Origin of the sequence: Streptomyces sp. NBC_01275, assembly GCF_026340655.1 — a bacterium.
GTDB lineage: Bacteria > Actinomycetota > Actinomycetes > Streptomycetales > Streptomycetaceae > Streptomyces.
In genome coordinates this window covers 3,567,551-3,590,112 of sequence record NZ_JAPEOZ010000001.1, presented here as the reverse complement: position 1 = coordinate 3,590,112, position 22,562 = coordinate 3,567,551, and the positions used below count along the sequence as shown (strand labels likewise).

Genomic DNA, 22,562 nt, shown 5'->3' with positions numbered 1-22,562 from the left:
GCCCGCTTCGAGCGCCCTCGGACCTCAAAGACGCCGAGATCGCCCGCCGGGTTGCCCCTCTTCAGGGTGAGCGATGATGGAGGGGTACCGCCCCTGACTTCCCGCTGGTTCTCCCTCGGGTCTCCCCGGAAAGGTCCCCCATGGCACCGCGCATCCTGCTGGCCCGGCACGGACAGACGGAGTGGTCGCTGTCCGGAAAGCACACCGGCAGGACCGACGTGCCCCTCCTGGAGGAGGGCCGCCGCGGCGCCAAGCTGCTCGGCGAACGGCTGCACCGCGCGCCCTACGACGGCCTCGCGGACGTGGAGATACGCACCAGCCCGCTGTCCCGCGCGCGGGACACGTGCGAACTCGCCGGCTTCGGCGAGCGGGCCACGTCCTGGGACACGCTCATGGAGTGGCACTACGGCGCGTACGAGGGCATGACGCCCGCCGAGATCCAGGCCGTGCGGCCCGGCTGGCTCATCTGGCGCGACGGCGTCCCCGACGGCGAGAGCCTCGCCGAGGTGACCGCCCGCGCGGACGAGGTCGTCGCCTGGGCGCGCTCGGCCGACCGGGACGTGCTGGTCTTCGCGCACGGGCACATCCTGCGGTCCATCGGGGCGCGGTGGCTGGGCCTGCCGCTGGACTTCGCGGCCCGCATCCGGCTGAACCCGACGTCGCTGTCGACGCTGGGCTGGGCCTACGGGGAACCGGCGATCGAGAGCTGGAACGACCTGGGGCATCTCGCGTGACAGGGCGTTTCCCACGGTCTCAGGCTCGGTAGGTTCGGCATCAGATTCGGTCTCAGGCTCAGGCTGGGTCTCAGGCTCAGGTTCGGTCTCAGGCTCAGGCTCGGTCTCAGGTTCGGTCTCAGGCCATCCGCGGTGAAGAGGCGTGCCGTTCCAGGAACGTCGACACGCCGCCGGCCCGCCGGTGCGGCAGCAGCACGCGCGCCGTTCCCGCCAGCATCGTCTGGATGCGCGACGACTGGACCTGGTCCAGCAGATCCAGCACCCGCATCCCGGCCGCCGCCGCCTCGTCGGGGTGGCCCCAGCGGGCGAGGTCGTCCGCCAGCTCGGCCGTGTACAGCGCGATGTTCCGGCTGAAGTGGGGGTCCTGGAGGTTCGCCGCCCGCCCCGCGTGCCGGGCCGCCCGCGGCCAGTCGCCCAGGGTGGACCAGCACTGCGCCTCCAGACCGGCCAGCTCGGCCTCGCCGTAGAAGGTCATCCACTCGGGGTCGGCGTCCGTGGAACCCCGCCCGTAGAGGGCGTGCGCCTGGGCGAGGGCCTGCTCGCAGCCGGTGCGGTCGGCGAGGCCCGCCCAGCCGCCCGCCTCGCGCAGCGCGAGCAGCGACATCAGCCGGGGCGAGCCCAGCGGGCGGGCCACGCGCTGGGCGGCCTGCGCCGCCCGGACGGCCTCGCGGGGGCGGCCCGCGTCGCGGGCGAGGAACGCCATGTTGCAGAACGCGTGCGCCTCCAGCGCCTGGTCCCCGGTCATCCGCGCGGTCGCGAGCGCCTCCGCGTAGTGCGAGCGGGCGTCGTCGAACCGGCCCGAGTCGTGCGCCAGCCAGCCTACGGAGATGGCGAGTTCCCCGGCCCCCGAGTGCAGCCGGTCGGCGGTCGCCTGCCGGGTCGCCCCGGCGTCCAGCAGCGCGTACGCGGCGCGCAGCGGGGCCGCGGCACGCCGGTAGAGACCGTCGGCGCCGTGCCGGTCGTCCAGCAGCCGGATCCTGCGGACCGCTTCTTCGAGGGCGCCCGCCTCGCTCGCCCCGGCGCGGTGCGGGGGACGGTCCGCCGCCGACGCGTCGTGGGCGAGCCCCAGGGGGCCGAGTGAGGCGGCGGCCACCGTGGCGCCCCCGCGGGTCATGAATGCGCGACGCAGCACGTCGCTCTCCTCGTGGTCGTGGTGCGTGTCGTACGGGTTCTGCGTGTCATACGGCTCGTGCGCCCCGGGCGTCTCACTCGCACCCGGAGCGTCGCCGGTGGCGCAGGCCGGGCTCGTGGCGTGAGCGCGGGGCGTGTCCTCGGCGTCGCGCGCCCCCCGTCCACGTACGGACGCACGGGGTGCGAAGCCCAGATCGGTGAGCGTGCGGCCGGGGTACATGTGCAGGAACACCCGTTCGTACGCGTAGTTGGGGCAGCGGATCTCCCCTGCCTCGACCCGCCCGACATAGCGTGCGTCGCAGCTGACCTGCTCGCCGATCTCGCGGGCGGCCCGCCGTACCAGTGCGGCGAACTCGGCCGGCGAGCGCTGTCCGCGCAGCCGCCGGAAGGCGAGGTTGGGCCGGGGTGGCCGGTCGGGCCGAGGTGGGGGCACCGTTGACGACGCCATGGCCGGGTCCTCTCGTGCGAACCGTCGAACCATGCCGGTGTGGGAGCGAGTCGGTTGATGTGCCAACGTGATCACCCGTGTGTCCGGCGGGCAAGAACGTACCTGCTGTGGTCGGGCCGCCATGCTGTGTTTGGCTACAAACCGGATATCTCATCCGGGATCTGCCATGAACTGCCATCCTTTGCGGCGGACTTCCGCCGTAGCCCTTGACGCGGTGGCGCGTTGAAGCCGGTGGACCGGGAGCCGCCCGACTACCCGAGCCGCTCTCGTACAAGGAGGGGTGCCGTGGTGGAGGCCGGGATGCAGACCAGTCGGAGCGTCGACGTCGAGCGTGGCGAGCCGCCGCAGTCGGCCTGTGACGTGGTGACCGTGCCCACGAGGCAGGGACTGGAGGCCGTCGACATCCTGCGGAGGGGGGCGGCCGGGGACGCGGTCGGGCCCGTGCTGCACGACGACTGCTGCGACACGCTCGGCTTCGTGGTGCCGGCCGGCACGGCGGCCGCGTGGGACGTGCCCGGCAGCACCTGTATGCAGACCGACGGCCGGGGACTGAGACTGGCCCCCGAGCCGCCGGTCGAGGGATCGGACTGGCTTCTCCCGCCCGGCGAGGCGGACCTGGCCACGGATCCGGCGGTGCTGCGGCGGGCGCTCGGCGAGGCGGCCCGGTTGATCGAGGCGGCCGACAGCTGCCGTTGACGCCTGGCGCGGCTGGCCGAGTGCGCGGGGCGCCGGCCGGGCGCGCGGGGTGCACCCGCCGCCTGGGAGGATGCCTCCATGGCGAAGTCGGCGAAGTCCAGGAACACCCGGCGCGAGCGCGACGCCGACGCCGTCGTCGAGGCCGTCGACGGCGGGCTCGCGCAGCTCATGCCCGACCGGGACCGGGCGCGGGCCTGGACGCTGCTCCTCGACGGGGCGCCGCAGTCGCACGTCGACCTCGACGACCCGGCGTACCTCTCCTTCGAGTACCAGCGGCGACTCGGACATGTCGTCGACCTCGTCGCACCGCCCGGCAAGCCGCTGCACGTCGTCCACCTCGGCGGCGGCGCCTTCACCCTCGCCCGCTACGTCGCCGCCACCCGCCCCCGCTCCACCCAGCAGGTCGTCGAACGGGACGCGGCCCTCGTCCGACTGGTGCGCCGGGAGCTCCCGTTGGACCCGGGGGCCAGGATCAGGGTCAGGTCCGTCGACGCCCGGGAGGGGCTCGGCAAGGTGCCCGACGGCTGGGCCGATCTCGTCATGGCCGACGTCTTCAGCGGGGCCCGCACCCCCGCCCATCTCACCTCGGCCGAGTTCCTCGACGAGGTCCGCCGGGCGCTGCGGCCCGGCGGGGTCTACGCCGCCAACGTCGCCGACGGGCCGCCGCTCGCGTATCTGCGCGGCCAGATCGCCACCGCCGCCGCCCGGTTCGCGGAGCTCGCGCTGGTCGCCGATCCGACGGTGCTGCGCGGCAAACGCTTCGGCAACGCCGTCCTGGTCGCCTCCGACCTGCCCCTGCCGATCACCGAACTCACCCGCCGGGCGGCCGGCGATCCCCACCCGGGACGCGTCGAGCACGGCCGCCCGCTCCTCGACTTCACCGGCGGGGCCACGGCGGTCGACGACGCGTCGGCGGTGGCGTCCCCGGCCCCGCCGCCCTCGGTGTTCCGCTAGAACCGGGCCCTCACCCTGGCCCTGGCCCCGGCCCCGGGACCGTCACCTCTCAGAAGGCCAACCCCCGCGACAGCGCCGGCAGATGACGTGCGTACAGCGCCGCCAGGTCCTCCTTCCCGTCGCCCTCCACCCAGTGCCGTACGAGGGTGGTGAAGACGGCGATGATGGCGGCGGCCGCGCACTTGATCTCCAGGTCGGCGGCGTCGCGGCCGGTGCGTTCGGCGATGATCTCGGCGATGGCGCGCTCGCTGCGCTCCTGCTCGGCGATGCTGCGGGCGCGGATCGCGGGGTCGGTGAAGGTGATGCGGGTGCGCAGGAGCAGGTCCTCGCGGTCCTGCTGGAGCATCGCGCCCAGGGGGCCCCGCAGGGAGGCGAGGATCGCGTCGACGATCGGCTCGTCGGCGGGGCGCTCGCGCAGGGCGGTGGCGAGGGCGGGGTCGTACTCGTCCTGGGTGACCACGTCCTCCTTGGCGCCGAAGTACCGGAAGAAGGTGCTCGGCGAGACCTCCGCCGCGTCCGCGATCTGGTCGACCGTGGTCGTCTCGTAGCCCTGCTCGGCGAAGAGGCGGTAGGCCTCGCGGCGGATGCGCTCGCGGGTCTGTCGCTTCTTGCGTTCGCGCAGGCCGAGGACGGGTGCGGCGGAGGTCTCGTGCGGTGTCATGCGATCGATTCTGCGTGCTCGGCCGGGGCGGCGGCCACCTTCCGGGCGCAGCCGCGCGCCACCGTGCGGGAGCAGGCGGTGCGGCCCGGCAGGAAGGCCGCGGCCAGGACGGCGCCCAGCAGGGCGATCGCCCCGCAGGCCGCCAGGACCAGGTCCATGCCGTGGACGAAGGCGCCGCGGGCGGATGCCGTGAGCGCCGCGTCGTGCAGCCGGGCGGCCACCGCGTCCGCGCCGGAGACCGAGTCGCGGGCCGCGTCCGCCGCCTGCGCGGAGAGGCCGTCGGTGTGCAGGCGGGCCAGATAGCCGTAGCCGAGCAGGCTGCCGAGGCCGGCCACGCCCAGGACCGAGCCGAGTTGCTGCACGGTCTCCAGGAGGCTGGTGCCGGACCCGGTGTTCTCGGTGGGCAGGGCCGCCATCACCAGGCTGGTCGCCGGGACGACCGCCAGCCCGAAGCCGAGGCCGGTGAGAGCGAGCCACAGGGCGGCGAAGCCGTAGCCGTCGGCGGGGGCCGTGGTCGCGCCCAGCAGGGCGCCCGCGGCCAGGAGGGCGAGGCCCAGCGGGATCACCGTACGGACGCCGAGGCGCGGGACGACCGCCTCGCTCGCCGCGGCCGCCGCCATCAGACCGCCGATCAGGGGCAGGACGCGCAGACCGGTGCCGAAGGCGTCCTCGCCGAGGACGGCCTGGAGGTACTGGGGGACGACGAACAGGATGCCCATCACCGCGAAGTTGACGAAGACGGCGATCAGCGTGCCCCACAGGAAACGGCGGTCGCGAAACAGCGTGAGGTCGACGATCGGGTGCGGGACGCGGCGCTCGCGCACGACGAAGGCGGTGAGCAGCCCGGCCGCGGCGGCGAGGGAGAGGAGCACGGCCGGCGCGGTCCAGCCGTCGCCCGGGATCCGGATCGTGCCGTGCACCAGGGCGGTGATGCCCAGCCCGCCGAGGACCGCGCCGAGGACGTCGAAGGGGGCGTCGAAGGGGGCGTCCGACGAGGCGTCGAAGGGGGCGTCCGACGAGGCGTCGAAGGGGGCCGAGCCGTGCACGGCCCGGTCCTTCGGGAGCAGCCAGAGGCCGGCGGCGAGGGCCAGGGCGGCGACGGGGACGTTGAAGAGGAAGACCGAGCCCCACCAGAAGCGGTCGAGCAGCCAGCCGCCCACGACGGGCCCGACCGGCATGCCGAGCGCGGTGGCGGCGGTCCACACGGCGATGGCCCGGGGCAGCTCCTCCTTGGCGAAGACGCGCGGCAGGATCGCCATCGACAGCGGCATGATCGCGGCGGCGCCGAGGCCGAGGACGGCCCGGGCGGCGATCACCTGCGCCGGGGAGTGGGCCAGCGCCCCGCCGAGCGAGGCGAATCCGAACAGGGCGATGCCGGACAGCAGCAGCCGTCGGTGGCCGAGCCGGTCGCCGAGCAGGCCGACCGGGAGCATCGCGACCGACAGGGCGAGCAGATAGCCGCCGCCGATCCACTGCAACTGGGCGCTGTCGGCGTGCAGTTCGCCGGCCATGGTCGGCAGGGCGACGTTGATGACGGTGCCGTCGAGGCCGACGATCAGCACGCTCAGGGTGAGCGCGGCGAGCGCGAGCCAGCGGCGGGGCGACGGGCGTGGAGCGAGTGCGGTCATGGTGACCTCCCCTGGGAAGCAGCCTTAATGAGAGGCTACTGCCAAATGGGAGTCGACTGTCAATATGTAGTTGTCTCTCAGATTGTTCAGTAGGTCCCCACCTCCACGCGCGGCGGTCCGTCGTGCCAGGTGCAGAACACCGACACCTGGTCCGCGCCCGAGGTGAACTCCACCCGGATCCAGGTCTCCGTCTTCCACACCTGCATGGACCAGCCCGCGCCCGGGGTGGCCGAGACGAGGGTCGCGGAGGTGTCGCCGAGGTCGAAGACGACCCGCCCGCCGTCGGTGTCGTAGCTCTTGACCTCGCCGGAGGCGGTGGCGGTGGCGGCCGACGAGGGGGAGGGGGCGGGGCTGGTGGCGGGCGTCGGGCTCGACGGGGGTGCGGCGGTGGGGGTGCGGCTCGGCTTCGGGGAGGCGGACGGGCTCGGCGAGCGGGACGGGCGGCTCGTCGGGGAGGCCAGCGGCTTCGACTCCTGGGTGGTCGCGTCGCCCGCCGTCAGCGGCAGGGCGCGCGGAGGGTCGTAGGCCGTGCCCGCCATCACCGTGTGGACGCCCCACCACGACAGCGTGACCGCCGCGCCCGTGGCGAGCGACCAGGCCAGCAGGTGTACGAGTCCTCTGCGCATCGCGGCCATCTTGCCCCACGCGCCCCACCGGTGTCGCTCGGACGGAGCACCGGTCATCCACAGACGCCGAGTTGTCCACAGGCCCGGATGGCGCTCGTCGGCATGGCGTAGGTTGCCGCGCATGGCAAGTGTGCTCGTGGTCGAGGACGACCAGTTCGTACGCTCGGCGCTCATCCGGCAGCTGACCGACGCCTCGCACACGGTGCGCAGCGTCGGCACCGCGCTGGAGGCGCTGCGCGAGGTCGCCCATTTCCGTTTCGACGTGGTCGTCCTGGACCTCGGACTGCCCGATCTGGACGGCTCCGAGGCCCTGAAAATGCTGCGCGGCATCACCGACGTGCCGGTCATCATCGCCACCGCCCGCGACGACGAGACGGAGATCGTCCGCCTGCTGAACGCGGGCGCGGACGACTATCTGACCAAGCCCTTCTCGGTGGAGCACCTCTCGGCCCGCATGGCAGCCGTCCTGCGACGGTCCCGCGCCGGCGCCGGAGAGGCCCCGCCCTCCCCCGTCCTGCGCGTCGGCGGCCTGACCGTCGACCCGCTGCGCCGCCAGGCCGAGCTGGACGGCGCCCGACTCGACCTCACCCGCCGCGAGTTCGACCTGCTCGCCTTCCTCGCCGGCCGGCCCGGCGTCGTCGTCCCGCGCCGGGAGCTGCTCGCCCAGGTCTGGCAGCAGTCCTACGGCGACGACCAGACCATCGACGTCCATCTGTCCTGGCTGCGCCGCAAGTTGGGCGAGACGGCGGCCAGGCCGCGCTATCTGCACACCCTGCGGGGCGTCGGCGTGAAGCTGGAGCCGCCTGCCGCGGACGCTCCCGGGGGAGGGCCGGCGCGATGAGGTGGGCCCTGGTGAAGGTCTGTCTGGCGGTCACCACGATGGTCGTGATCGCCTTCGCGGTGCCGCTCGGACTCGTCATCAAGGAGATGGCCCGCGACCGCGCCTTCTCCAACGCCGAACGCGAGGCCGCGGTCGTGGTCCCTGCGCTGTCCATCACCACCGACCGCGACCAGCTGGAGCGGGTCGTCGCCTCCGCCGGCTCGGACGACGGGATGGCGGTGCACCTCCCGGCGAGCGACGGCCGGGCCGCCGTCGACCTGGGCCGCCGACGCGCTTCCGAGACCGACATCGCGGCCGTACGGAGGCTGGGCCGCGCCTCCACCGCCGAGGTGCCCGGCGGCTCCGCGCTGCTCCAGCCCGTGGCGCTGAGCCTGGGCACCGTGGTGATCGAGGTGTTCGTCCCCGAGTCCGAGGTGAGCAACGGCGTCGCCACGGCGTGGGCGGTGCTGGCCGCCGTCGGCGCCGCGCTGGTCGTCGGCTCGGTCGCGGTCGCCGACCGGCTGGGAGTACGGATGGTGCAGCCGGCGCGGCGGCTGGTCGAGGGGGCGCACGAGCTGGGGGAGGGGAAGCTGGGGGCGCGGGTCCCGGAGGAGGGGCCGAACGAACTGCGGCTGGCGGCGGTGGCGTTCAACTCGATGGCCGACCAGGTCGTACAACTTCTGGCGAACGAGCGGGAGTTGGCGGCGGATCTGTCGCATCGGCTACGGACGCCGCTCACCGTGCTGCGGCTCAACGCGGCCTCGCTCGGGGACTCCCCGGCCGCGGAGCAGACCAGGACGGCCGTCGCGCAGTTGGAGCGCGAGGTCGACACGATCATCCGGACGGCGCGGGAGGCCAAGCCGCAGACCGCGGCGGCGGGGCCGGGCGCGGGGTGCGACGCGGCGGAGGTGGTGCGCGAGCGGATGGCGTTCTGGTCGGCGCTCGCGGAGGACGAGGGCCGCAAGGTGCGGCTGGCCGGGGTCGACCGGCCGGTGCGCATCCCCGTGGCCCGCGCCGACCTCGTCGCCGCCCTGGACGCCCTCCTCGGCAACGTCTTCCGGCACACCGCCGAGGGCACGGCCTTCGCGGTCGACGTGCACAACGCCGAGGACGCGGTGATCGTGCTGGTGTCGGACGCGGGGCCGGGGATCCGGGATCCGCGGGCGGCGATGGCGCGGGGGCGCGGCTCGGGCGCGGCCGGGTCGACCGGGCTCGGGCTGGACATCGTGCGGCGGCTCGCGGAGTCGACCGGCGGAGACGTGCGGATCGGGTCGTCCGTGCTGGGCGGGACCGAGGTGCGGATCTGGATCCAGCTGGACGGGCGGGAGCGTGCGCCTCTTGGACGCGGGCACCGGGGGACCGTGCGCCGCCGCAGACGCGGCACACGGACCCGCTGACGCCCGCCGACCTCTCACCGGCCCTCACCGGCGCCCGTTCGGCCTCTCACCGGCTCCCGCCGGCTCCCGCTGCCCCCTCACCGGCGCCCCCGGCGCCCGTCGGCCTCTCACCGGCTCCCGCTGCCCCCTCACCGGCTCCCACCGGCCCTCACCGGCTCCCACCGGCCCTCACCGGCCCTCATCGGCTCCCACCGGCCCTCACCGGCCCTCATCGGCTCCCACCGGCCCTCACCGGCCCTCATCGGCTCCCACCGGCCCTCACCGGCCCTCATCGGCCCTCACCGGCTCCCACCGGCCCTCATCGGCTCCCACCGGCCCTCACCGGCCCTCATCGGCCCTCACCGGCTCCCACCGGCCCTCATCGGCTCCCACCGGCCCTCACCGGCCCTCATCGGCCCTCACCGGCTCCCACCGGCCCTCATCGGCCCTCATCGGCTCCCATCGGCCCTCATCGGCTCCCACCGGCCCTCATCGGCTCCCACCGGCCCCGCTGACTCCCGGCGGCCCCACCGGCCCCCACCGGCTCAGGCGCATCACGCATGAGCCGTGCGTGGGTCCGCACGCGGGCCACGCGGGGGTCGTACATGGCGCATAAGTGATCTAGGCGTGTCGATTACGTTTCGACAAATGAAGCCAACGGCTCTTGACGTATGACCGGACATACGGCTGTTATTGCGCCACCCAGTGTTCGGTCAAGTTGATTTCTGGTCGATTACGACCGGCTTTCAGCCAGACCTCCATGGCCGAACCTTGCGTCAGGAGCCGTTCATGCACGACCTCTCCCCTTCCGGCCTCGTCTCGGCCTCCGGCCTCTCCCGGGTCGCGCCCAGCCGTCGCACCCTGCTGCGCGGCATGGGCGGCGCGGCCGTCCTCGGCGCCGGCATACCCCTGCTGTCCGCCTGCGGCGGCAGCGGCACCGCGGCCGACCCGAAGACCGTCACCCTCGGCTCCAACGCGTCCGACGCCGTGCCGAAGAAGGCCTTCGCGGAGATCTACGCCGCGTTCAAGAAGCAGTCCGGGATCACGGTCGACGTGAACACCAAGGACCACAACACGTTCCAGGAGCAGATCAACTCCTACCTCCAGGGCACCCCGGACGACGTGTTCAACTGGTTCGCCGGCTACCGCATGCAGTTCTTCGCGGCCAAGGGCCTCGCCACGCCGATCGACGACGTGTGGCAGAAGATCGGCGGGAACTTCCCCGACGCGATGAAGCAGCTCGCCAAGGGCGAGGACGGTAAGTACTACTTCGTCCCGCTGTACACGTACCCCTGGGCCCTCTTCTACCGCAAGAGCGTCTTCCAGCAGCACGGCTACACCGTCCCCACCACCTGGGACCAGCTGGTCGCCCTGTGCAAGCAGATGAAGAAGGACGGGCTGGTCCCGATCGCCTTCGGCGACAAGGACGCCTGGCCCGCGCTCGGCACCTTCGACCAGATCAACTTCCGCACCAACGGCTACGACTTCCACGTCGAGCTGATGGCCGGAAAGGCCGCCTGGACCGACGCCAAGGTCCGCAAGACCTTCGACCACTGGGCCGAGATCCTCCCCTACCACCAGGACGGCGCGGTCGGCCGCACCTGGCAGGACGCCGCCCAGACCCTCGTCTCCAAGAAGGCCGGCATGTACCTGCTGGGCACCTTCGTGGCGCAGCAGTTCACCAACCAGGCCGACGCCGACGACCTGGACTTCTTCGCCTTCCCGGAGATCGACCCGGCCTACGGCCAGGACACCGTCGAGGCGCCCACCGACGGCTTCATGCTCTCCAAGGCCCCGAAGAGCAAGGCCGCCGCCGTCAAGCTCCTGGAGTACCTGGGCACTCCGGAGGCCGAGGCGATCTACCTCAAGGCCGACCCGAGCGTCGTCGCCGCCTCCAGCAAGGCCGACACCTCCTCGTACACCGCGCTGCAGAAGAAGGCGTACGCCATGATCAGCGGCGCCAAGAGCCTCACGCAGTTCATGGACCGCGACAGCCGGCCGGACTTCACCTCCACGGTGATGCAGCCCGCGCTGCAGAAGTTCGTCCGCGACCCGAAGGGCATCGACAGCCTGCTGACGTCGATCGAGCGCCAGAAGAAGACGATCTTCGCCTCCGGCTGAGACCGCCTCCGGCTGACCCTGCTGAAACGGATGAGCGCCGACACCATGAGCTCCGAAACGGGCACGACGTCCCCGGAGGCGGCCGCCGCGCCGCCTCCGGGCACCGCATCCCCCGCATCCTCCCCGTCCCCCGGATCCCGCAAGAAGCGGGTCCCCCGGGGGCACCGCCGACTCCTCACCCGCCGCGACCGGCTCACGCTCGGCCTGATGGCGGGCGTGCCGACGATCCTGCACGTCGCGCTCGTGTGGCTGACCGCCCTCGCGTCGATCGCCCTCGCCTTCACCACCTGGGACGGCATCGGCTTCGACTCGATCAAGTGGGTCGGCCTGGACAACTTCAAGGAGCTGTTCACCACCAACCCGCAGTTCTGGCCGGCCGTCGAGCACAACGTCATCTGGTTCGTCGTGCTCATCCTGATCCCGACCCCGTTCGGGCTGTTCCTGGCCGTCCAGCTGGACAAGAAGATCCGGTTCAGCCGGGTCTACCAGACGGCGTTCTTCCTGCCGGTCGTGGTCTCGATGGCCGTCATCGGCTTCGTCTGGCAGCTGGTCTACAACCCCGACACGGGCCTGATCAACAGCCTGATCGGCGCGAACAAGCCCGGCCACTACATCGACTGGATCGGCGACCCGAACCTCAACCTCTGGGCCATCCTCATCGCCGCCTCCTGGCGGCACGCCGGCTACATGATGATCCTGTACCTGGCCGGTCTGAAGGGCGTCGACCCAGCCCTGCGGGAGGCGTCCTCGCTGGACGGCGCCAACGAGTGGCAGACGTTCAAGAACGTCGTCTTCCCGACCCTGCGCCCGACCAACACGGTCGTCCTGGTCGTCACGATCATCGAGGCCCTGCGCGCCTTCGACCTGGTCTTCGTCTTCAACAAGGGCGCCCAGGGGACCGAGCTGCTGTCGATCCTGGTCACCAACAACATCATCGGCGAGTCCAGCCGCATCGGATACGGGTCGGCGATCGCCGTCGTCCTCCTGGTGATCTCCCTGGCCGTGATCATCCCGTACCTGATCGCGACCTTCCGGAAGGAGCGGCGCGCATGAGCACGACCGTCCCGCTCAAGCGGCGCACCCCCGTCCGCCCCGCCCGCGTCCTGCTGCACACGTTCCTCGTCGTGACGTCCCTGGCCTGGCTGGCGCCCCTGCTGTGGGCGCTGTTCGCGGCCCTGCGCCCGTACGCCGAGACCAGCGCCAAGGGCTACGTCTCCTGGCCCGACAAGCTGAGCTTCGACAACTTCACGAACGCATTCCAGCAGTCGGACATGCTGCACTACTTCGGCAACACGCTGCTGATCGCGATCCCGGCCGTGCTGCTGACCCTGTTCCTGTCCTCCTGCGTGGCGTTCTACGTCAGCCGCTTCGACTTCCGGGTCAACCTCTTCCTGCTGCTCGTCTTCACGGCCGGCAACCTGCTCCCGCAGCAGGTGATCATCACCCCGCTGTACCGGCTGTACCTGCTGGTCGACCTGCCCGGCATCACCGTCAGCGGCAAGCTGTACGACTCCGCGCTCGGGCTCGTCCTGATCCATGTGGCGTTCCAGTCCGGCTTCTGCGCCTTCGTGCTCAGCAACTACATGCGCTCGCTGCCCCACGAGCTGACCGAGGCCGCGCTGGTCGACGGCGCGTCCGTGTGGCGGCTGTACTGGCAGATCGTGCTGCCGCTGTGCAAGCCCGCGATGGCCGCCCTGGCGACCCTGCTCTCCATCTGGATCTACAACGACTTCTTCTGGGCCATCGTCCTGATCTCCACCGGCGAGAACATGCCGATCACCTCGGCCCTGAACAACCTCTCCGGCCAGTACTTCACCGACCCCAACCTGGTCGCCGCCGGCGCCCTGCTCACCGCGATCCCGACGCTGATCGTGTACTTCGTGCTCCAGCGCCAGTTCGTCAGCGGCCTGACGCTGGGCGCCAACAAGGGCTGAGCCCCTTCGTCCCGTTGTGAAAGAGACCTCCGTGCAGCACCCCTTCACCCCCGTCGCCTCCGTCCCCGTGGACCCGCGCCGCGCCCGCGTCCACGAGGAGGGCTGGCAGTCCTGGAGCCCGAGCGGGGCCTACGCCCTCGACACTGCCCCCCACCGCCCGACCAACGACAACTGGGCGACCGTCTGCTACCGGCCCGGGGTCACCGTGCCCGCCGGGGTCTTCCAGGGCGAGGGGCTGCTGGCCCTCGACCCCGGCGACGGCTCGCCGGTCCGGCTGTGGGCTGCGATCGACCCGACCCGCGAGGTCCCGTCCGTCCGGCTGACCGTGCGCGGCGACGTCGCCGAGGTCGGCGCCGACGGCCCGGTGAAGGAGTGGACGGGCGCGGACGTCCAGTCGGTGCTGGCGGACTGGGCCGACACCCTCGGCCTCACGGCCCCCCGTCCGGCCCCCACCGTCTGGTGCTCCTGGTACGAGTACTTCACCGCCGTCACCGAGGACGACGTCCACGAGAACCTCCGCGCGATGGACACCCTCGACCTGCCCGTCGACGTCGTCCAGATCGACGACGGCTACCAGCGCGCCCTCGGCGACTGGCTCACCCTCTCCGGCCGCTTCCGCTCCCGTGCCGGCATCGCGGACGCCATCCGCGCCCGGGGCCGGCGGGCCGGCATCTGGACGGCGCCCTTCCTGGTCGACCCGAGCAGCGAACTGGCGGCCGCCCACCCCGACTGGCTGGTCCGGGACGCCGACGGCGGCTTCGCGCACGCCGGCCACAACTGGGGCCACGACCTGCGCGTCCTCGACACCACCCACCCGGAAGCGGCGGCGTACCTGACCGAGGTCTTCACGACCCTGCGCGCCGAGGGCTACGACTACTTCAAGGTCGACTTCCTGTACGCGGGCGCGCTGGACGGCGTACGGCACGATCCGGCGGCCGACCCCCTGACCGCCTACCGCGACGGGATCGCGCTCATCCGGGACGCCATCGGACCGGACGCCTACCTGCTGGGCTGCGGTGCGCCGATCCTGCCCTCCCTGGGCCTGTTCGACGCGATGCGGGTCAGCCCGGACACGGCCCCGCACCGCCGTCCCGAGGCCGACGACTACAGCCAGCCCGGCCAGGACCCGGCCGAGTTCACCGGCGTGGGCCGGCAGTGGCAGCACGGGCGGCTCTGGATCAACGACCCCGACTGTCTGATGGCCCGCCCCGCGGTGGAGACCCGGGAGCGGTGGGCGGCGCACGTCGAGGCGACGGGCGGTCTGATGGCGTCCAGCGACCGGCTGCTGTCGCTGGACGAGTGGGGCGTGAACACCACGCGCCGACTGTTGTCGGGAGGCGAGCGATGAGCCGTGAACTGAACGTCCCGGGCCTCGCCTACGGCGGCGACTACAACCCCGAGCAGTGGCCCGAGGAGGTCTGGGCCGAGGACGTGCGCCTGATGGGCGAGGCCGGGGTGAACATGGTCAGCGTCAACATCTTCTCCTGGGCGCTGCTGGAGCCGTCCGAGGGCGTCTACGACTTCGCGCGCCTCGACCGCGTCCTGGACCTGCTCCACGCCCACGGCATCGCCGCTGACCTGGCCACTCCGACGGCCGCCCCGCCGGCCTGGTTCTTCCGCGCCTACCCGGACGCGCTGCCGGTGGACAGCGGCGGCCGCAGACTGTCGTACGGCAGCCGTCAGACGTTCTGTCCGAGCAGCCCGGCCTACCGGGAGGCGGCGCTGCGGATCGCGCGGGTGCTGGGGGAGCGGTACGCCGACCATCCGGCGGTCGTCATGTGGCACGTCCACAACGAGTACGGCTGCCACAACGCGGAGTGCTACTGCGACACGAGCGCGCAGGCGTTCCGGCGGTGGCTGCGGGAGAGGTACGGCGACGACCTGGCGGCGCTGAACCACGCCTGGGGTACCGCCTTCTGGAGCCAGTGGTACTACGACTGGGACGAGATCCTGCCGCCGAGGGCGACGGGCGCGGTCCCGAACCCGACCCATCGGCTGGACTGGCGGCGCTTCTGCTCCGACGAGCTGCTGGCGCTGTGCAAGGCGGAGCGCGCGGTGCTCGCGGAGGCCGCCCCGGCCCTCCCCGCCACCACCAACTTCATGGTGATGTACAACTTCGACGCGCTGGACTACTGGCGCTGGGCCCCGGAGCTGGACGTCGTCTCCAACGACCACTATCTCCGCTCGACCGACCCCGAGTCGGAGATCGACATCGCGATGAGCGGTGACGTGGTGCGCTCGCTCGCGGGCGGCCGGCCCTGGCTGCTGATGGAGCACTCGACGGGCGCGGTGAACTGGCAGCCCGTCAACAGGGCGAAGGGACCGGGGGAGTTGCGTCGTAACGCGCTCGCCCATGTGGCGCGCGGCGCCGACGGGATCGCCTACTTCCAGTGGCGGGCGGCGAAGGCGGGCGCCGAGCAGTGGCACTCGGCGATGCTGCCGCACGCGGGCACGGACAGCGTCATCTGGCGGGACGTGGTCCAACTCGGCACGGATCTGCGGGCGTTGGCCGAGGTGCGGGGCGCCGTCGGCACCGCTGAGACGGCCATCGTGTGGGACTGGGACGCCCGTTGGGCTCTTGAGCTGCCTTCGCAGCCGAGCGAGGAGGTCCGCTATCTGGACCTGGTCCGGTCCTGGTACGAGCCGCTCTGGCGGGCGGGCGTCGCCGTGGACTTCGTCCGCCCGGACGCGGACCTGTCGGCGTACCGGCTGGTCCTGGCCCCGAGTCTGTATCTGGTGGACGACGCGGGCGCGGCGAACCTCACCGGCTTCGCGCAGCGCGGCGGCACGCTCGCCGTCGGCTTCCACAGCGGGGCCGTGGACGAGAACTGCCATGTGCGGCTGGGAGGTTACCCGGGCGCGTTCCGGGAGACGCTGGGCGTACGGACGGACGAGCTGTTCCCGTTGCTGCCCGGGGAGTCGGTGGGGCTGAGCGGGGGAGTCGGCGAGGACAGGGGCAGGGACGGGGGCGGGAGCGGTACGGGTTCGGTGTGGTCGGAGCGGGTGCGGCTGGCCGGCGCCGAGGCCGTGGCCTCCTACACGAACGGCCCCTTGACGGGTGTCCCGGCGGTCACGCGCCAGGGCCACGGGACGGGCGCCGCCTGGTACCTGGCCACCCTTCCCGACCCGGACACCCTGGCGGCGCTGCTGGAGCGGATCCGGGAGGAGGCGGGGGTACGGCCGGTGGCGGAGGGCGTGCCGGAGGGGATCGAAGCCGTCCGGCGACGCGGGGCCGACGCCGACTATCTCTTCCTCATCGACCACGGAGGCGTCGGCGCCGACCTTCCCGTCGCCGCCGACTCCGTCGAACTGCTCACGGGCGAGCGGCTGACGGCGGGTACGGTCACCGTGCCGCCGGGCGGGGTCGCGGTGGTGCGGGAAGTGGTGGCCCGGTAGGCGGTAGGGCGGTGGTGCGGTGGGGTCAGTGGAGTGTGTCGTCGCCGGGGGCGGACGGGCCGCGTTTGTAGGTGTGGGTGACGACGTCCGTGTCCAGGTCGAGGATGTGCGGGAGCGATCCGAGCCGGTCGACGACAAACCCGTAGAGCCGGCTCTCGTGCTCCAGGCAGACGTCCGCCAGCAGGTTGTGGGAACCGGTCACGGCGGTGCAGCGAAGCACGTCGGGGCAGGCGGCCAGGGTCTCGCCGACCGTTTCGATGCCCGCGGGGTGGACCTTCAGCCGCACCCGCGCCTCGACGGGCCGGCCCATCAGGGCCGGGTCCACCACCGTGCGCAGATGGAGCACCCGGCGCTCCAGGAGGGAGGCCACCCGGCGGCCGGCCGTGGCCGTCGAGAAGCCCAGTTCCCCGGCGAGGTCCGTCAGGCTGACGCGCGCGTTGTCGATCAGGGTCTCGGCGACCCGCCGGTCGGTGGGCGTGAGTTCATAGTGGTCCGCCAGGCCGGGCAGGGGCTGGACCATGCTCGCCCGCAGGCGGCTCTTCTCCTCCTCGGTCAGGACGGGGGCGTGCCACTGCGCCTCGGTCTTGAAGTGGCGCAGGGTGATGTGGGCGTCGAGCACGTCGGCGTCGGGCAGACCGGGAACCCCGTCCGCCATCAGGGAGTGCAGCAGCGGCCGGGACGGCACCAGCAGCTCGCACCAGAGACGGCCGGCCCCCGCGGTCACGGCGGCGACGTGCGGCACGTCGGGGCGCTTTGCCAGTCCTGCGGCGACGTCTTCCAGACAGCCTCTGCGGGGTGTGAGGCGTAGCTGCACGGTGTGGCCGAGCCCGCACCGCACCGGGTCGTACTGGGCCGTGGTGCGCACGACCCGGGTGGCCAGGAGCCGTTGGACCCGGCGGGCCGCCGACCGCTCGTGCTCGCCGAGGATGCGGCCCATCTCCGCGACGCCGGCCCGGGGGTTGATCTGGAGGGCGCCCACGATGCGCTGGTCGGAACGATCAAGAGGGCCATCAGGGATGTCTGAATCATTCATCATGTCGCCATGATGGCAGGATCTTTCTCGGAAGATCGACGCCTGTTGTCGGAATCGATCTCCTGGGGCAGACTATTGATCTGTCACCAACTGTGATGCGCGGTGAGCTTCTTGTATCCGAACGGGCCGTCATACGCCGAGAGGACAGAGCTTGTTAGGCGAGAGCACCTCCCCGACAGTCCAGGTCCACGTCACTTCCAGCACGTTCCGCTCGGTCATGGGGCACTTCTGTTCCGGCGTCACCGTGGTCACCGCCATGGGGCCGGAGGGACCCGTGGGCTTCACCTGTCAGTCGTTCTCGTCGCTCTCCCTCGATCCGCCGCGCATCCTCCTGGGCGTCGGCCGCACCTCGACGAGCTGGCCCGCCGTCAGGGTCGGCGCGAAGTTCTGCGTCAACGTGCTGGCGCAGCACCAGCGTTCGGTCAGCGAGCGGTTCGGGCGTTCCGGCGGTGACAAGTTCGCGGACGTCGACTGGACCGTGTCCCCGTACGGCACTCCCCGGCTGGCCGGTGCGGCCGCGTGGGTCGACTGTCGGCTGCAGGCGGAGTACGACGGCGGCGACCACCTCGTGGTGATCGGCGACGTCCGCCGGCTCGAAGCACCGGCCGAGCCACAGGAGCCCCTGCTCTACCACCGGGGACGCTACGCGCGTATCGCCTACCTTCCCTGAGCCCTACCCGTCCCGCAGTGCCCTGTCCCACAGCGCCCTGCCCCGCAGTGCGGACACGCCTGCCCGCACACGTGCCTCATCGACGGTGCCGTGACGGTCGCGGCGTGACGCAGGGTCGTTACTCCCTCACTCCCTCACTCCCCCACTCCCTTCCTCGCCTCCATCGACCTTCCTCCCCCCTCCTCCCACCCTTCCTCCCCCCTCCTTCCCCACCTCCCTCCATGAACAGGAGCACTACCGCCATGGCAGAGAACACCGCTCAGAAGTCCGGTCTGCTCGCGGGCCTCGACGTCTTCGTCGGCGGACCGATCCAGCACGCCATCCTGGAGAACGGCTTCGTCGGTCAGTTACAGGACGCGATCACCACGGCCATCGGCACGGTCACCGACCACGGGGCCAACGTCTTCTCGGCGCACGTCGTCGAGAAGTTCGGCGCCGAGACCGCCGCGTTCACCCCGGAGCAGGTCTCCGTGCGGGACTTCCGCTGGATGAAGAAGTGCGACGTCTTCGTGCCCGTCCTGCCCGTGCAGGAGGACGGAACCCTGCGGCGCACGGACGGCACCCATGTCGAGCTCGGCTGGGCCACGGCCCTGGGGCGTCCGATCGTCCTCATCACGAAGCAGCCCTTCGTCGACTCCGCGAGCCACCTCCTCAAGGGGCTGCACCGGGTCGGCTTCGTGCAGCACATCGACTTCGACGAGTTCGTCGAGAAGCCGAGCCTGCTCATCGACGCCGTGCTCGCCACGACCGAGCGACAGCGCGAGGCGATCGGCGCGAGCCTGGTCGCCTAGGCGCGCCTTACCCGTACCCCCATCCGCACCTCCGGACGGAGCAACGAGTGTCCGACGTGTCCATTCTGGGCCTGTCGATCGCCAACCCCGTGATCGTCGGATCCGGCCTGCTGACGGACCAGGAACGCAACATCCGCAGACTCATCGAACGAGGAGCCGGCGCCGTAGTCACCAAGACCATCCACCCCAATCCGCCCCAGGGGCTGGACGAGCGGATATTACGGCTGCCAGTCGGCATGCTGAACAGCACCACGTACTCCAAGCGGCCGGTCAACCACTGGCTGGACGTGCTGCGTTCGTTCGCCGCCGACGGGCTTCCCGTCATCGCCTCCCTGCACGCCGACACCCCGGCCGAACTCGCCGCGCTGGCGGCGGACGTCGAGTCGACCGGCTGCCGGGCCCTGGAACTCGGCATCTCCTGCCTCAACGAGGAGGACGGGCTCGAGGACGACAACCCGGACCGGATCTACGCCTACACCTCCGAGACCCGTAGCCGCACCGGCCTGCCCCTGTCGGTCAAGCTCGCCATCGGCGAGGGTCTGCAGGACCGGGTCCGCGCCGCCATCGCCGGCGGGGCGGACGCGGTCACCGTCAGCGACACCATCGCGGGCGCCGCCGTCGCCCCCGACACGGGCGAGCTCGAACTGAACGGCGTCTACGGCTACTCGGGCCCCGGCATCAAACCGCTGGTCCTCGGCGCCATCTGGCAGCTGCGCCGCCGGGGCTTCGACCTGCCCGTGATGGGCTGCGGCGGCGTCGCCGGCGGACGTGACGTGGCCGACTACCTCAGCGTCGGCGCGAACGTGACGCAGGTCTACACGGCCCTGCACACCGACATGTACGACACGCTGGACCGGATCCTCGCGGAGACCCGGGAGCTGGTGGAGACCGGGGACTTGACGGAGACCCGGGACCCGGCGGACCAGGCAGCCGCCCCTCGCTCCACGCCCGAGGGGGCGGTCCTGTGACCCGCCTGACCGACCTGACGAGTTCCCAGGTCGCCGACGCCGTACGCGGACGCACCGTCGTCTGGCCCCTCGGCGCGATCGAGCAGCACGGACCGCATCTGCCGCTCTCGGTCGACCTGCTGCTCGCGGAGGCCTTCGCCGAGGAGATCGCGCGGGAACTGGACGCGTTCACCCTGCCCGCCCAGGCCGTCGGCGCGCGTTCGCTGCCGCAGAGCGGAGGCGGACTGTTCTTCCCCGGCACCGTGCACGTCGCCGGCGACACCCTCATCCGCTTCCTGCGCGAGACGCTCACCTCGCTGACCGCGCTCCCCATGGCCCGCCTCGTCGTGGTCAACGGCCACTACGAGAACGAGCCGTTCCTCTTCGAGGCGCTGGACCAGGTGCGCGAGCACGGGAAGCTGGACGGCACGGAGGTCTTCGCGTTCAGCTGGTGGAGCCTGGTCCAGGACACCTGGACCGACGCCGAGATCCCGGCCTTCCCCGGCTGGCACGCCGAGCACGCGGGAGTCACCGAGACCAGCCTGATGCTCCATCTGCGCCCCGACCTCGTCACCGACGAGCGCCCGGGCCACGACCGGCCGCCCCGCGCGGGCGTCTACCTCCACCCCGTGGACGTCGAGCAGACCACGAACCAGGGCGTCCTCTCCTCGACCTCGGGATCGAGCGCCGCCCTCGGCGAGAAGCTCCTGCGCCATGTCGTGGACGAGGCGACGACCCTGGTCCGGGAGGGCAAGGGCCTGCTGTTCGCCCAGACCCGCCCCGACCGCCGCCGTACGACCGGAGGGAAGCAGACGTGACCCGGAAGTTCCATCTCGCCTTCATCTTCAACTTCACGCCGGACGACTGGCAGGGCCCCTTCGGCACCGGCGGCGCCCCCTGGGACGGCGCGTTCCACACGGACGTGGCCAAGGCCCTCGAACGGGCCTGCTTCGACTACGTCATCGTCGAGGACAAGCTCATGGTCCCGGAGAGCTACGGCGGCTCCTCGGAGGCGGCGCTCAAGCAGGCCATGGTCGTCCCCAAGCACGACCCGGTGCCGCTGGCGGTCGCCATGGGCGTGGCCACCTCCCGGCTCGGGATCGTCGCGACCCTCTCCACGCTGGCCTATCCGCCGTTCATGACGGCCCGGCTCGCCTCGACCATGGACAGCATGCTCGGCGGCCGGTTCGGCTGGAACATCGTCACCAGCGCCGAGGACCTCGCCGCCCGCAACTTCGGCATGGACAAACTGCCGCCGAGGGACGTCCGCTACGAGATGGCCGACGAGTACGTCGACGTCGTCAAGCAGCTCTTCGCCTCCTGGGACGCGGACGCCGTCGTACTCGACCGGGAGAAGGGGATCTACGCCGACCACACCAAGGTCCGCCCGGTCCATTTCCAGGGCAAGTACTTCAGTGTGCGCGGCCCCCTCAACACAGTGCCCTCGCCGCAGCACCGGCCGGCGTTCGTGCAGGCCGGGGCCTCACCCCGGGGCCGGGCCTTCGCCGCGCGCAACGCGGACTCGGTCATCGCCATCGCGGGCGGGGTGCAGGGCATGAAGGAGTTCCGCGACGACGTGCGCCGCCATGCCGAGGAGATCGGCCGCGACCCGGACGACGTCAAGGTGCTGTTCTGCGTGACGCCGGTGCTGGGCGAGACGGAGCAGGACGCGCGGGACAAGCAGGCCCGGATGGTCTCCTCCCCGGAGTTCATCCAGGACATCCTGGCCCAGGTCTCGGCGCTCACCGAGATCGACTTCGCCCAGTTCGCGCTGGACGAGCCGCTGCCGTACCGGCTGACCACCAACGGCGAGCAGGGCACCCTCGACAAGTTCCAGCAGTGGGGGAGCGGCAAGGCGCTGCGGGACCTGGTCATCGACGGGGCAGGCGGTCTGGTGTCCTCCGTGGACCTGGTCGGCACTCCGGACCAGGTCGCCGAGCGGATGGGTGAGGTGATGGCGGAGGTCGGCGGCGACGGCTTCATGCTCACCACCCCGCTGCTGCGCCTCAACCGGCGCTACATCGCCGAGGTCACCGACGGGCTCGTCCCCGCGTTGCAGCGGCGGGGGCTGACCCGGTCGGTGTACACGCAGGGGAACACGCTGCGGGAGAACCTCGCGGAGTTCTGACGCCGGGAGTTCCGCTGCCAGGGCTTCCGCTGCCAGGGCTTCTGCTGCCAGGGGTTCCGCTGCCAGGGGTTCCGCTCGCCGTCAGGGGCTGGGGTCGGTGGGGGCCGTGCGTACCGTCTCCCGGTACCAGCGCCCCCACTTGTCCAGCTCGTCGGTGAGGGACTCCAGGCTGCGGCCGACCTCGGTGAGCCGGTAGTCGACCCGGGGCGGCACCTCCCGGTACACCGTCCGCGTGACCAGCCCGTCGGCCTCCAGCTCCCGCAGCTGGCGGGTCAGCATGCGCTGGGTGACGCCCGGCAGGGCCCGCCGCAGCTCGCCGAACCGCAGTGTCCCTGCCATCAGTTGCTTCAGGACGGCCAGCTTCCACCGCCCGCCGAGCCGCTCCATCGCGAACTCGATCGCGCACTCGTCCGGGGCGTCTTCGACGTCGGAACGCACGGCTGACCTCCATTGGTATACAGCGCGGCA

21 protein-coding genes are annotated in these 22,562 nt (G+C 71.9%); 15 read left to right on the top strand and 6 right to left on the bottom strand.

The window, feature by feature from the left end:
- The first annotated feature begins 140 nt into the window (after nt 1-140).
- Nucleotides 141-734, top strand: a complete 594-nt coding sequence (locus OG562_RS15670) for a histidine phosphatase family protein (protein ID WP_266397842.1) — start codon at nt 141-143, stop codon at nt 732-734.
- Nucleotides 735-852: 118 nt separating this feature from the next.
- Here the strand turns inward: OG562_RS15670 and OG562_RS15665 are convergent, their stop codons facing one another.
- Complete coding sequence (locus OG562_RS15665) at nt 853-2,313, bottom strand: tetratricopeptide repeat protein (RefSeq protein WP_266397840.1); 1,461 nt, start codon at nt 2,311-2,313, stop codon at nt 853-855.
- Between the two features lie 300 nt (nt 2,314-2,613).
- Between OG562_RS15665 and OG562_RS15660 the strand changes: the two genes are divergently transcribed.
- Nucleotides 2,614-3,009, top strand: coding sequence for a hypothetical protein (locus tag OG562_RS15660; protein WP_266397838.1), 396 nt, complete (start codon nt 2,614-2,616; stop codon nt 3,007-3,009).
- A gap of 78 nt (nt 3,010-3,087) precedes the next feature.
- Nucleotides 3,088-3,963 carry a spermidine synthase gene (locus tag OG562_RS15655; protein WP_266397836.1) on the top strand — a complete coding sequence of 292 codons (876 nt, stop codon included), beginning with the start codon at nt 3,088-3,090 and terminating at the stop codon, nt 3,961-3,963.
- Nucleotides 3,964-4,012: 49 nt separating this feature from the next.
- On the opposite strand, the gene OG562_RS15650 is transcribed toward OG562_RS15655, so the two are convergent.
- From OG562_RS15650 to OG562_RS15640, 3 genes are all read right to left on the bottom strand, one after another.
- Nucleotides 4,013-4,624, bottom strand: coding sequence for a TetR family transcriptional regulator (locus OG562_RS15650; RefSeq protein ID WP_266397835.1), 612 nt, complete (start codon nt 4,622-4,624; stop codon nt 4,013-4,015).
- Nucleotides 4,621-6,252, bottom strand: a complete 1,632-nt coding sequence (locus OG562_RS15645; RefSeq protein ID WP_266397833.1) for an MFS transporter — start codon at nt 6,250-6,252, stop codon at nt 4,621-4,623. The genes OG562_RS15650 and OG562_RS15645 overlap by 4 nt, the downstream gene beginning before the upstream one ends.
- 86 nt (nt 6,253-6,338) lie before the next feature.
- Nucleotides 6,339-6,878, bottom strand: a complete 540-nt coding sequence (locus OG562_RS15640; RefSeq protein ID WP_266409280.1) for a hypothetical protein — start codon at nt 6,876-6,878, stop codon at nt 6,339-6,341.
- Nucleotides 6,879-6,999: 121 nt separating this feature from the next.
- Between OG562_RS15640 and OG562_RS15635 the strand changes: the two genes are divergently transcribed.
- The 7 genes from OG562_RS15635 (at nt 7,000) to OG562_RS15605 (ending at nt 16,525) form a co-directional block, all read left to right on the top strand.
- The gene (locus OG562_RS15635; RefSeq protein ID WP_266397829.1) at nt 7,000-7,719 is read left to right on the top strand and encodes a response regulator transcription factor; all 720 of its coding nucleotides are present in this window, start codon (nt 7,000-7,002) and stop codon (nt 7,717-7,719) included.
- Nucleotides 7,716-9,095, top strand: coding sequence for a HAMP domain-containing sensor histidine kinase (locus OG562_RS15630; RefSeq protein WP_266397827.1), 1,380 nt, complete (start codon nt 7,716-7,718; stop codon nt 9,093-9,095). The genes OG562_RS15635 and OG562_RS15630 overlap by 4 nt, the downstream gene beginning before the upstream one ends.
- A 768-nt stretch (nt 9,096-9,863) precedes the next feature.
- Entirely contained in the window at nt 9,864-11,195 is a 1,332-nt protein-coding gene (locus tag OG562_RS15625; RefSeq protein ID WP_266397825.1) for an ABC transporter substrate-binding protein, read from the top strand.
- 45 nt (nt 11,196-11,240) lie between these two features.
- A complete protein-coding gene (locus OG562_RS15620; protein WP_266397823.1) occupies nt 11,241-12,248 on the top strand; it encodes a carbohydrate ABC transporter permease in 1,008 nt (335 codons plus the stop codon).
- A complete protein-coding gene (locus OG562_RS15615) occupies nt 12,245-13,129 on the top strand; it encodes a carbohydrate ABC transporter permease (RefSeq protein WP_266397821.1) in 885 nt (294 codons plus the stop codon). The genes OG562_RS15620 and OG562_RS15615 overlap by 4 nt, the downstream gene beginning before the upstream one ends.
- 31 nt (nt 13,130-13,160) lie before the next feature.
- Nucleotides 13,161-14,477, top strand: coding sequence for a glycoside hydrolase family 36 protein (locus tag OG562_RS15610; protein ID WP_266397819.1), 1,317 nt, complete (start codon nt 13,161-13,163; stop codon nt 14,475-14,477).
- Nucleotides 14,474-16,525, top strand: coding sequence for a beta-galactosidase (locus tag OG562_RS15605; protein ID WP_266397816.1), 2,052 nt, complete (start codon nt 14,474-14,476; stop codon nt 16,523-16,525). Before OG562_RS15610 ends, OG562_RS15605 begins: the two co-directional genes overlap by 4 nt.
- A gap of 25 nt (nt 16,526-16,550) precedes the next feature.
- On the opposite strand, the gene OG562_RS15600 is transcribed toward OG562_RS15605, so the two are convergent.
- Nucleotides 16,551-17,561 carry an Lrp/AsnC family transcriptional regulator gene (locus tag OG562_RS15600; RefSeq protein ID WP_266397813.1) on the bottom strand — a complete coding sequence of 337 codons (1,011 nt, stop codon included), beginning with the start codon at nt 17,559-17,561 and terminating at the stop codon, nt 16,551-16,553.
- 214 nt (nt 17,562-17,775) lie between these two features.
- On the opposite strand from OG562_RS15600, the gene OG562_RS15595 reads away from it, so the two are divergent.
- The 5 genes from OG562_RS15595 to OG562_RS15575 all read left to right on the top strand — a co-directional run bounded on the left by OG562_RS15595 (nt 17,776) and on the right by OG562_RS15575 (nt 22,094).
- Nucleotides 17,776-18,228 carry a flavin reductase family protein gene (locus tag OG562_RS15595; protein ID WP_266397812.1) on the top strand — a complete coding sequence of 151 codons (453 nt, stop codon included), beginning with the start codon at nt 17,776-17,778 and terminating at the stop codon, nt 18,226-18,228.
- A 242-nt stretch (nt 18,229-18,470) separates the two neighbouring features.
- A complete protein-coding gene (locus OG562_RS15590; protein ID WP_266397811.1) occupies nt 18,471-19,019 on the top strand; it encodes a nucleoside 2-deoxyribosyltransferase in 549 nt (182 codons plus the stop codon).
- Nucleotides 19,020-19,066: 47 nt separating this feature from the next.
- Nucleotides 19,067-19,987, top strand: a complete 921-nt coding sequence (locus OG562_RS15585) for a dihydroorotate dehydrogenase (RefSeq protein ID WP_266397810.1) — start codon at nt 19,067-19,069, stop codon at nt 19,985-19,987.
- Nucleotides 19,984-20,784, top strand: a complete 801-nt coding sequence (locus OG562_RS15580; protein ID WP_266397809.1) for a creatininase family protein — start codon at nt 19,984-19,986, stop codon at nt 20,782-20,784. The genes OG562_RS15585 and OG562_RS15580 overlap by 4 nt, the downstream gene beginning before the upstream one ends.
- Nucleotides 20,781-22,094, top strand: coding sequence for an NtaA/DmoA family FMN-dependent monooxygenase (locus OG562_RS15575; RefSeq protein WP_266397806.1), 1,314 nt, complete (start codon nt 20,781-20,783; stop codon nt 22,092-22,094). The genes OG562_RS15580 and OG562_RS15575 overlap by 4 nt, the downstream gene beginning before the upstream one ends.
- A gap of 81 nt (nt 22,095-22,175) precedes the next feature.
- Here OG562_RS15575 and OG562_RS15570 read toward each other — a convergent pair whose 3' ends face one another.
- Entirely contained in the window at nt 22,176-22,532 is a 357-nt protein-coding gene (locus OG562_RS15570; RefSeq protein ID WP_266397804.1) for a helix-turn-helix domain-containing protein, read from the bottom strand.
- Nucleotides 22,533-22,562: the final 30 nt, after the last annotated feature.

Bases quoted from the DNA above. Each gene is read 5' to 3' on its own strand.
- OG562_RS15600 (WP_266397813.1), bottom strand. From the start codon at position 17,561: ATGATGAATGATTCAGACATCCCTGATGGCCCTCTTGATCGTTCCGAC.
- OG562_RS15635 (WP_266397829.1), top strand. From the start codon at position 7,000: ATGGCAAGTGTGCTCGTGGTCGAGGACGACCAGTTCGTACGCTCGGCG.
- OG562_RS15595 (WP_266397812.1), top strand. From the start codon at position 17,776: ATGGGGCACTTCTGTTCCGGCGTCACCGTGGTCACCGCCATGGGGCCG.
- OG562_RS15625 (WP_266397825.1), top strand. From the start codon at position 9,864: ATGCACGACCTCTCCCCTTCCGGCCTCGTCTCGGCCTCCGGCCTCTCC.
- OG562_RS15670 (WP_266397842.1), top strand. From the start codon at position 141: ATGGCACCGCGCATCCTGCTGGCCCGGCACGGACAGACGGAGTGGTCG.
- OG562_RS15605 (WP_266397816.1), top strand. From the start codon at position 14,474: ATGAGCCGTGAACTGAACGTCCCGGGCCTCGCCTACGGCGGCGACTAC.
- OG562_RS15640 (WP_266409280.1), bottom strand. From the start codon at position 6,878: ATGCGCAGAGGACTCGTACACCTGCTGGCCTGGTCGCTCGCCACGGGC.
- OG562_RS15645 (WP_266397833.1), bottom strand. From the start codon at position 6,252: ATGACCGCACTCGCTCCACGCCCGTCGCCCCGCCGCTGGCTCGCGCTC.
- OG562_RS15620 (WP_266397823.1), top strand. From the start codon at position 11,241: ATGAGCTCCGAAACGGGCACGACGTCCCCGGAGGCGGCCGCCGCGCCG.
- OG562_RS15660 (WP_266397838.1), top strand. From the start codon at position 2,614: ATGCAGACCAGTCGGAGCGTCGACGTCGAGCGTGGCGAGCCGCCGCAG.
- OG562_RS15650 (WP_266397835.1), bottom strand. From the start codon at position 4,624: ATGACACCGCACGAGACCTCCGCCGCACCCGTCCTCGGCCTGCGCGAA.
- OG562_RS15665 (WP_266397840.1), bottom strand. From the start codon at position 2,313: ATGGCGTCGTCAACGGTGCCCCCACCTCGGCCCGACCGGCCACCCCGG.
- OG562_RS15630 (WP_266397827.1), top strand. From the start codon at position 7,716: ATGAGGTGGGCCCTGGTGAAGGTCTGTCTGGCGGTCACCACGATGGTC.
- OG562_RS15590 (WP_266397811.1), top strand. From the start codon at position 18,471: ATGGCAGAGAACACCGCTCAGAAGTCCGGTCTGCTCGCGGGCCTCGAC.
- OG562_RS15655 (WP_266397836.1), top strand. From the start codon at position 3,088: ATGGCGAAGTCGGCGAAGTCCAGGAACACCCGGCGCGAGCGCGACGCC.
- OG562_RS15615 (WP_266397821.1), top strand. From the start codon at position 12,245: ATGAGCACGACCGTCCCGCTCAAGCGGCGCACCCCCGTCCGCCCCGCC.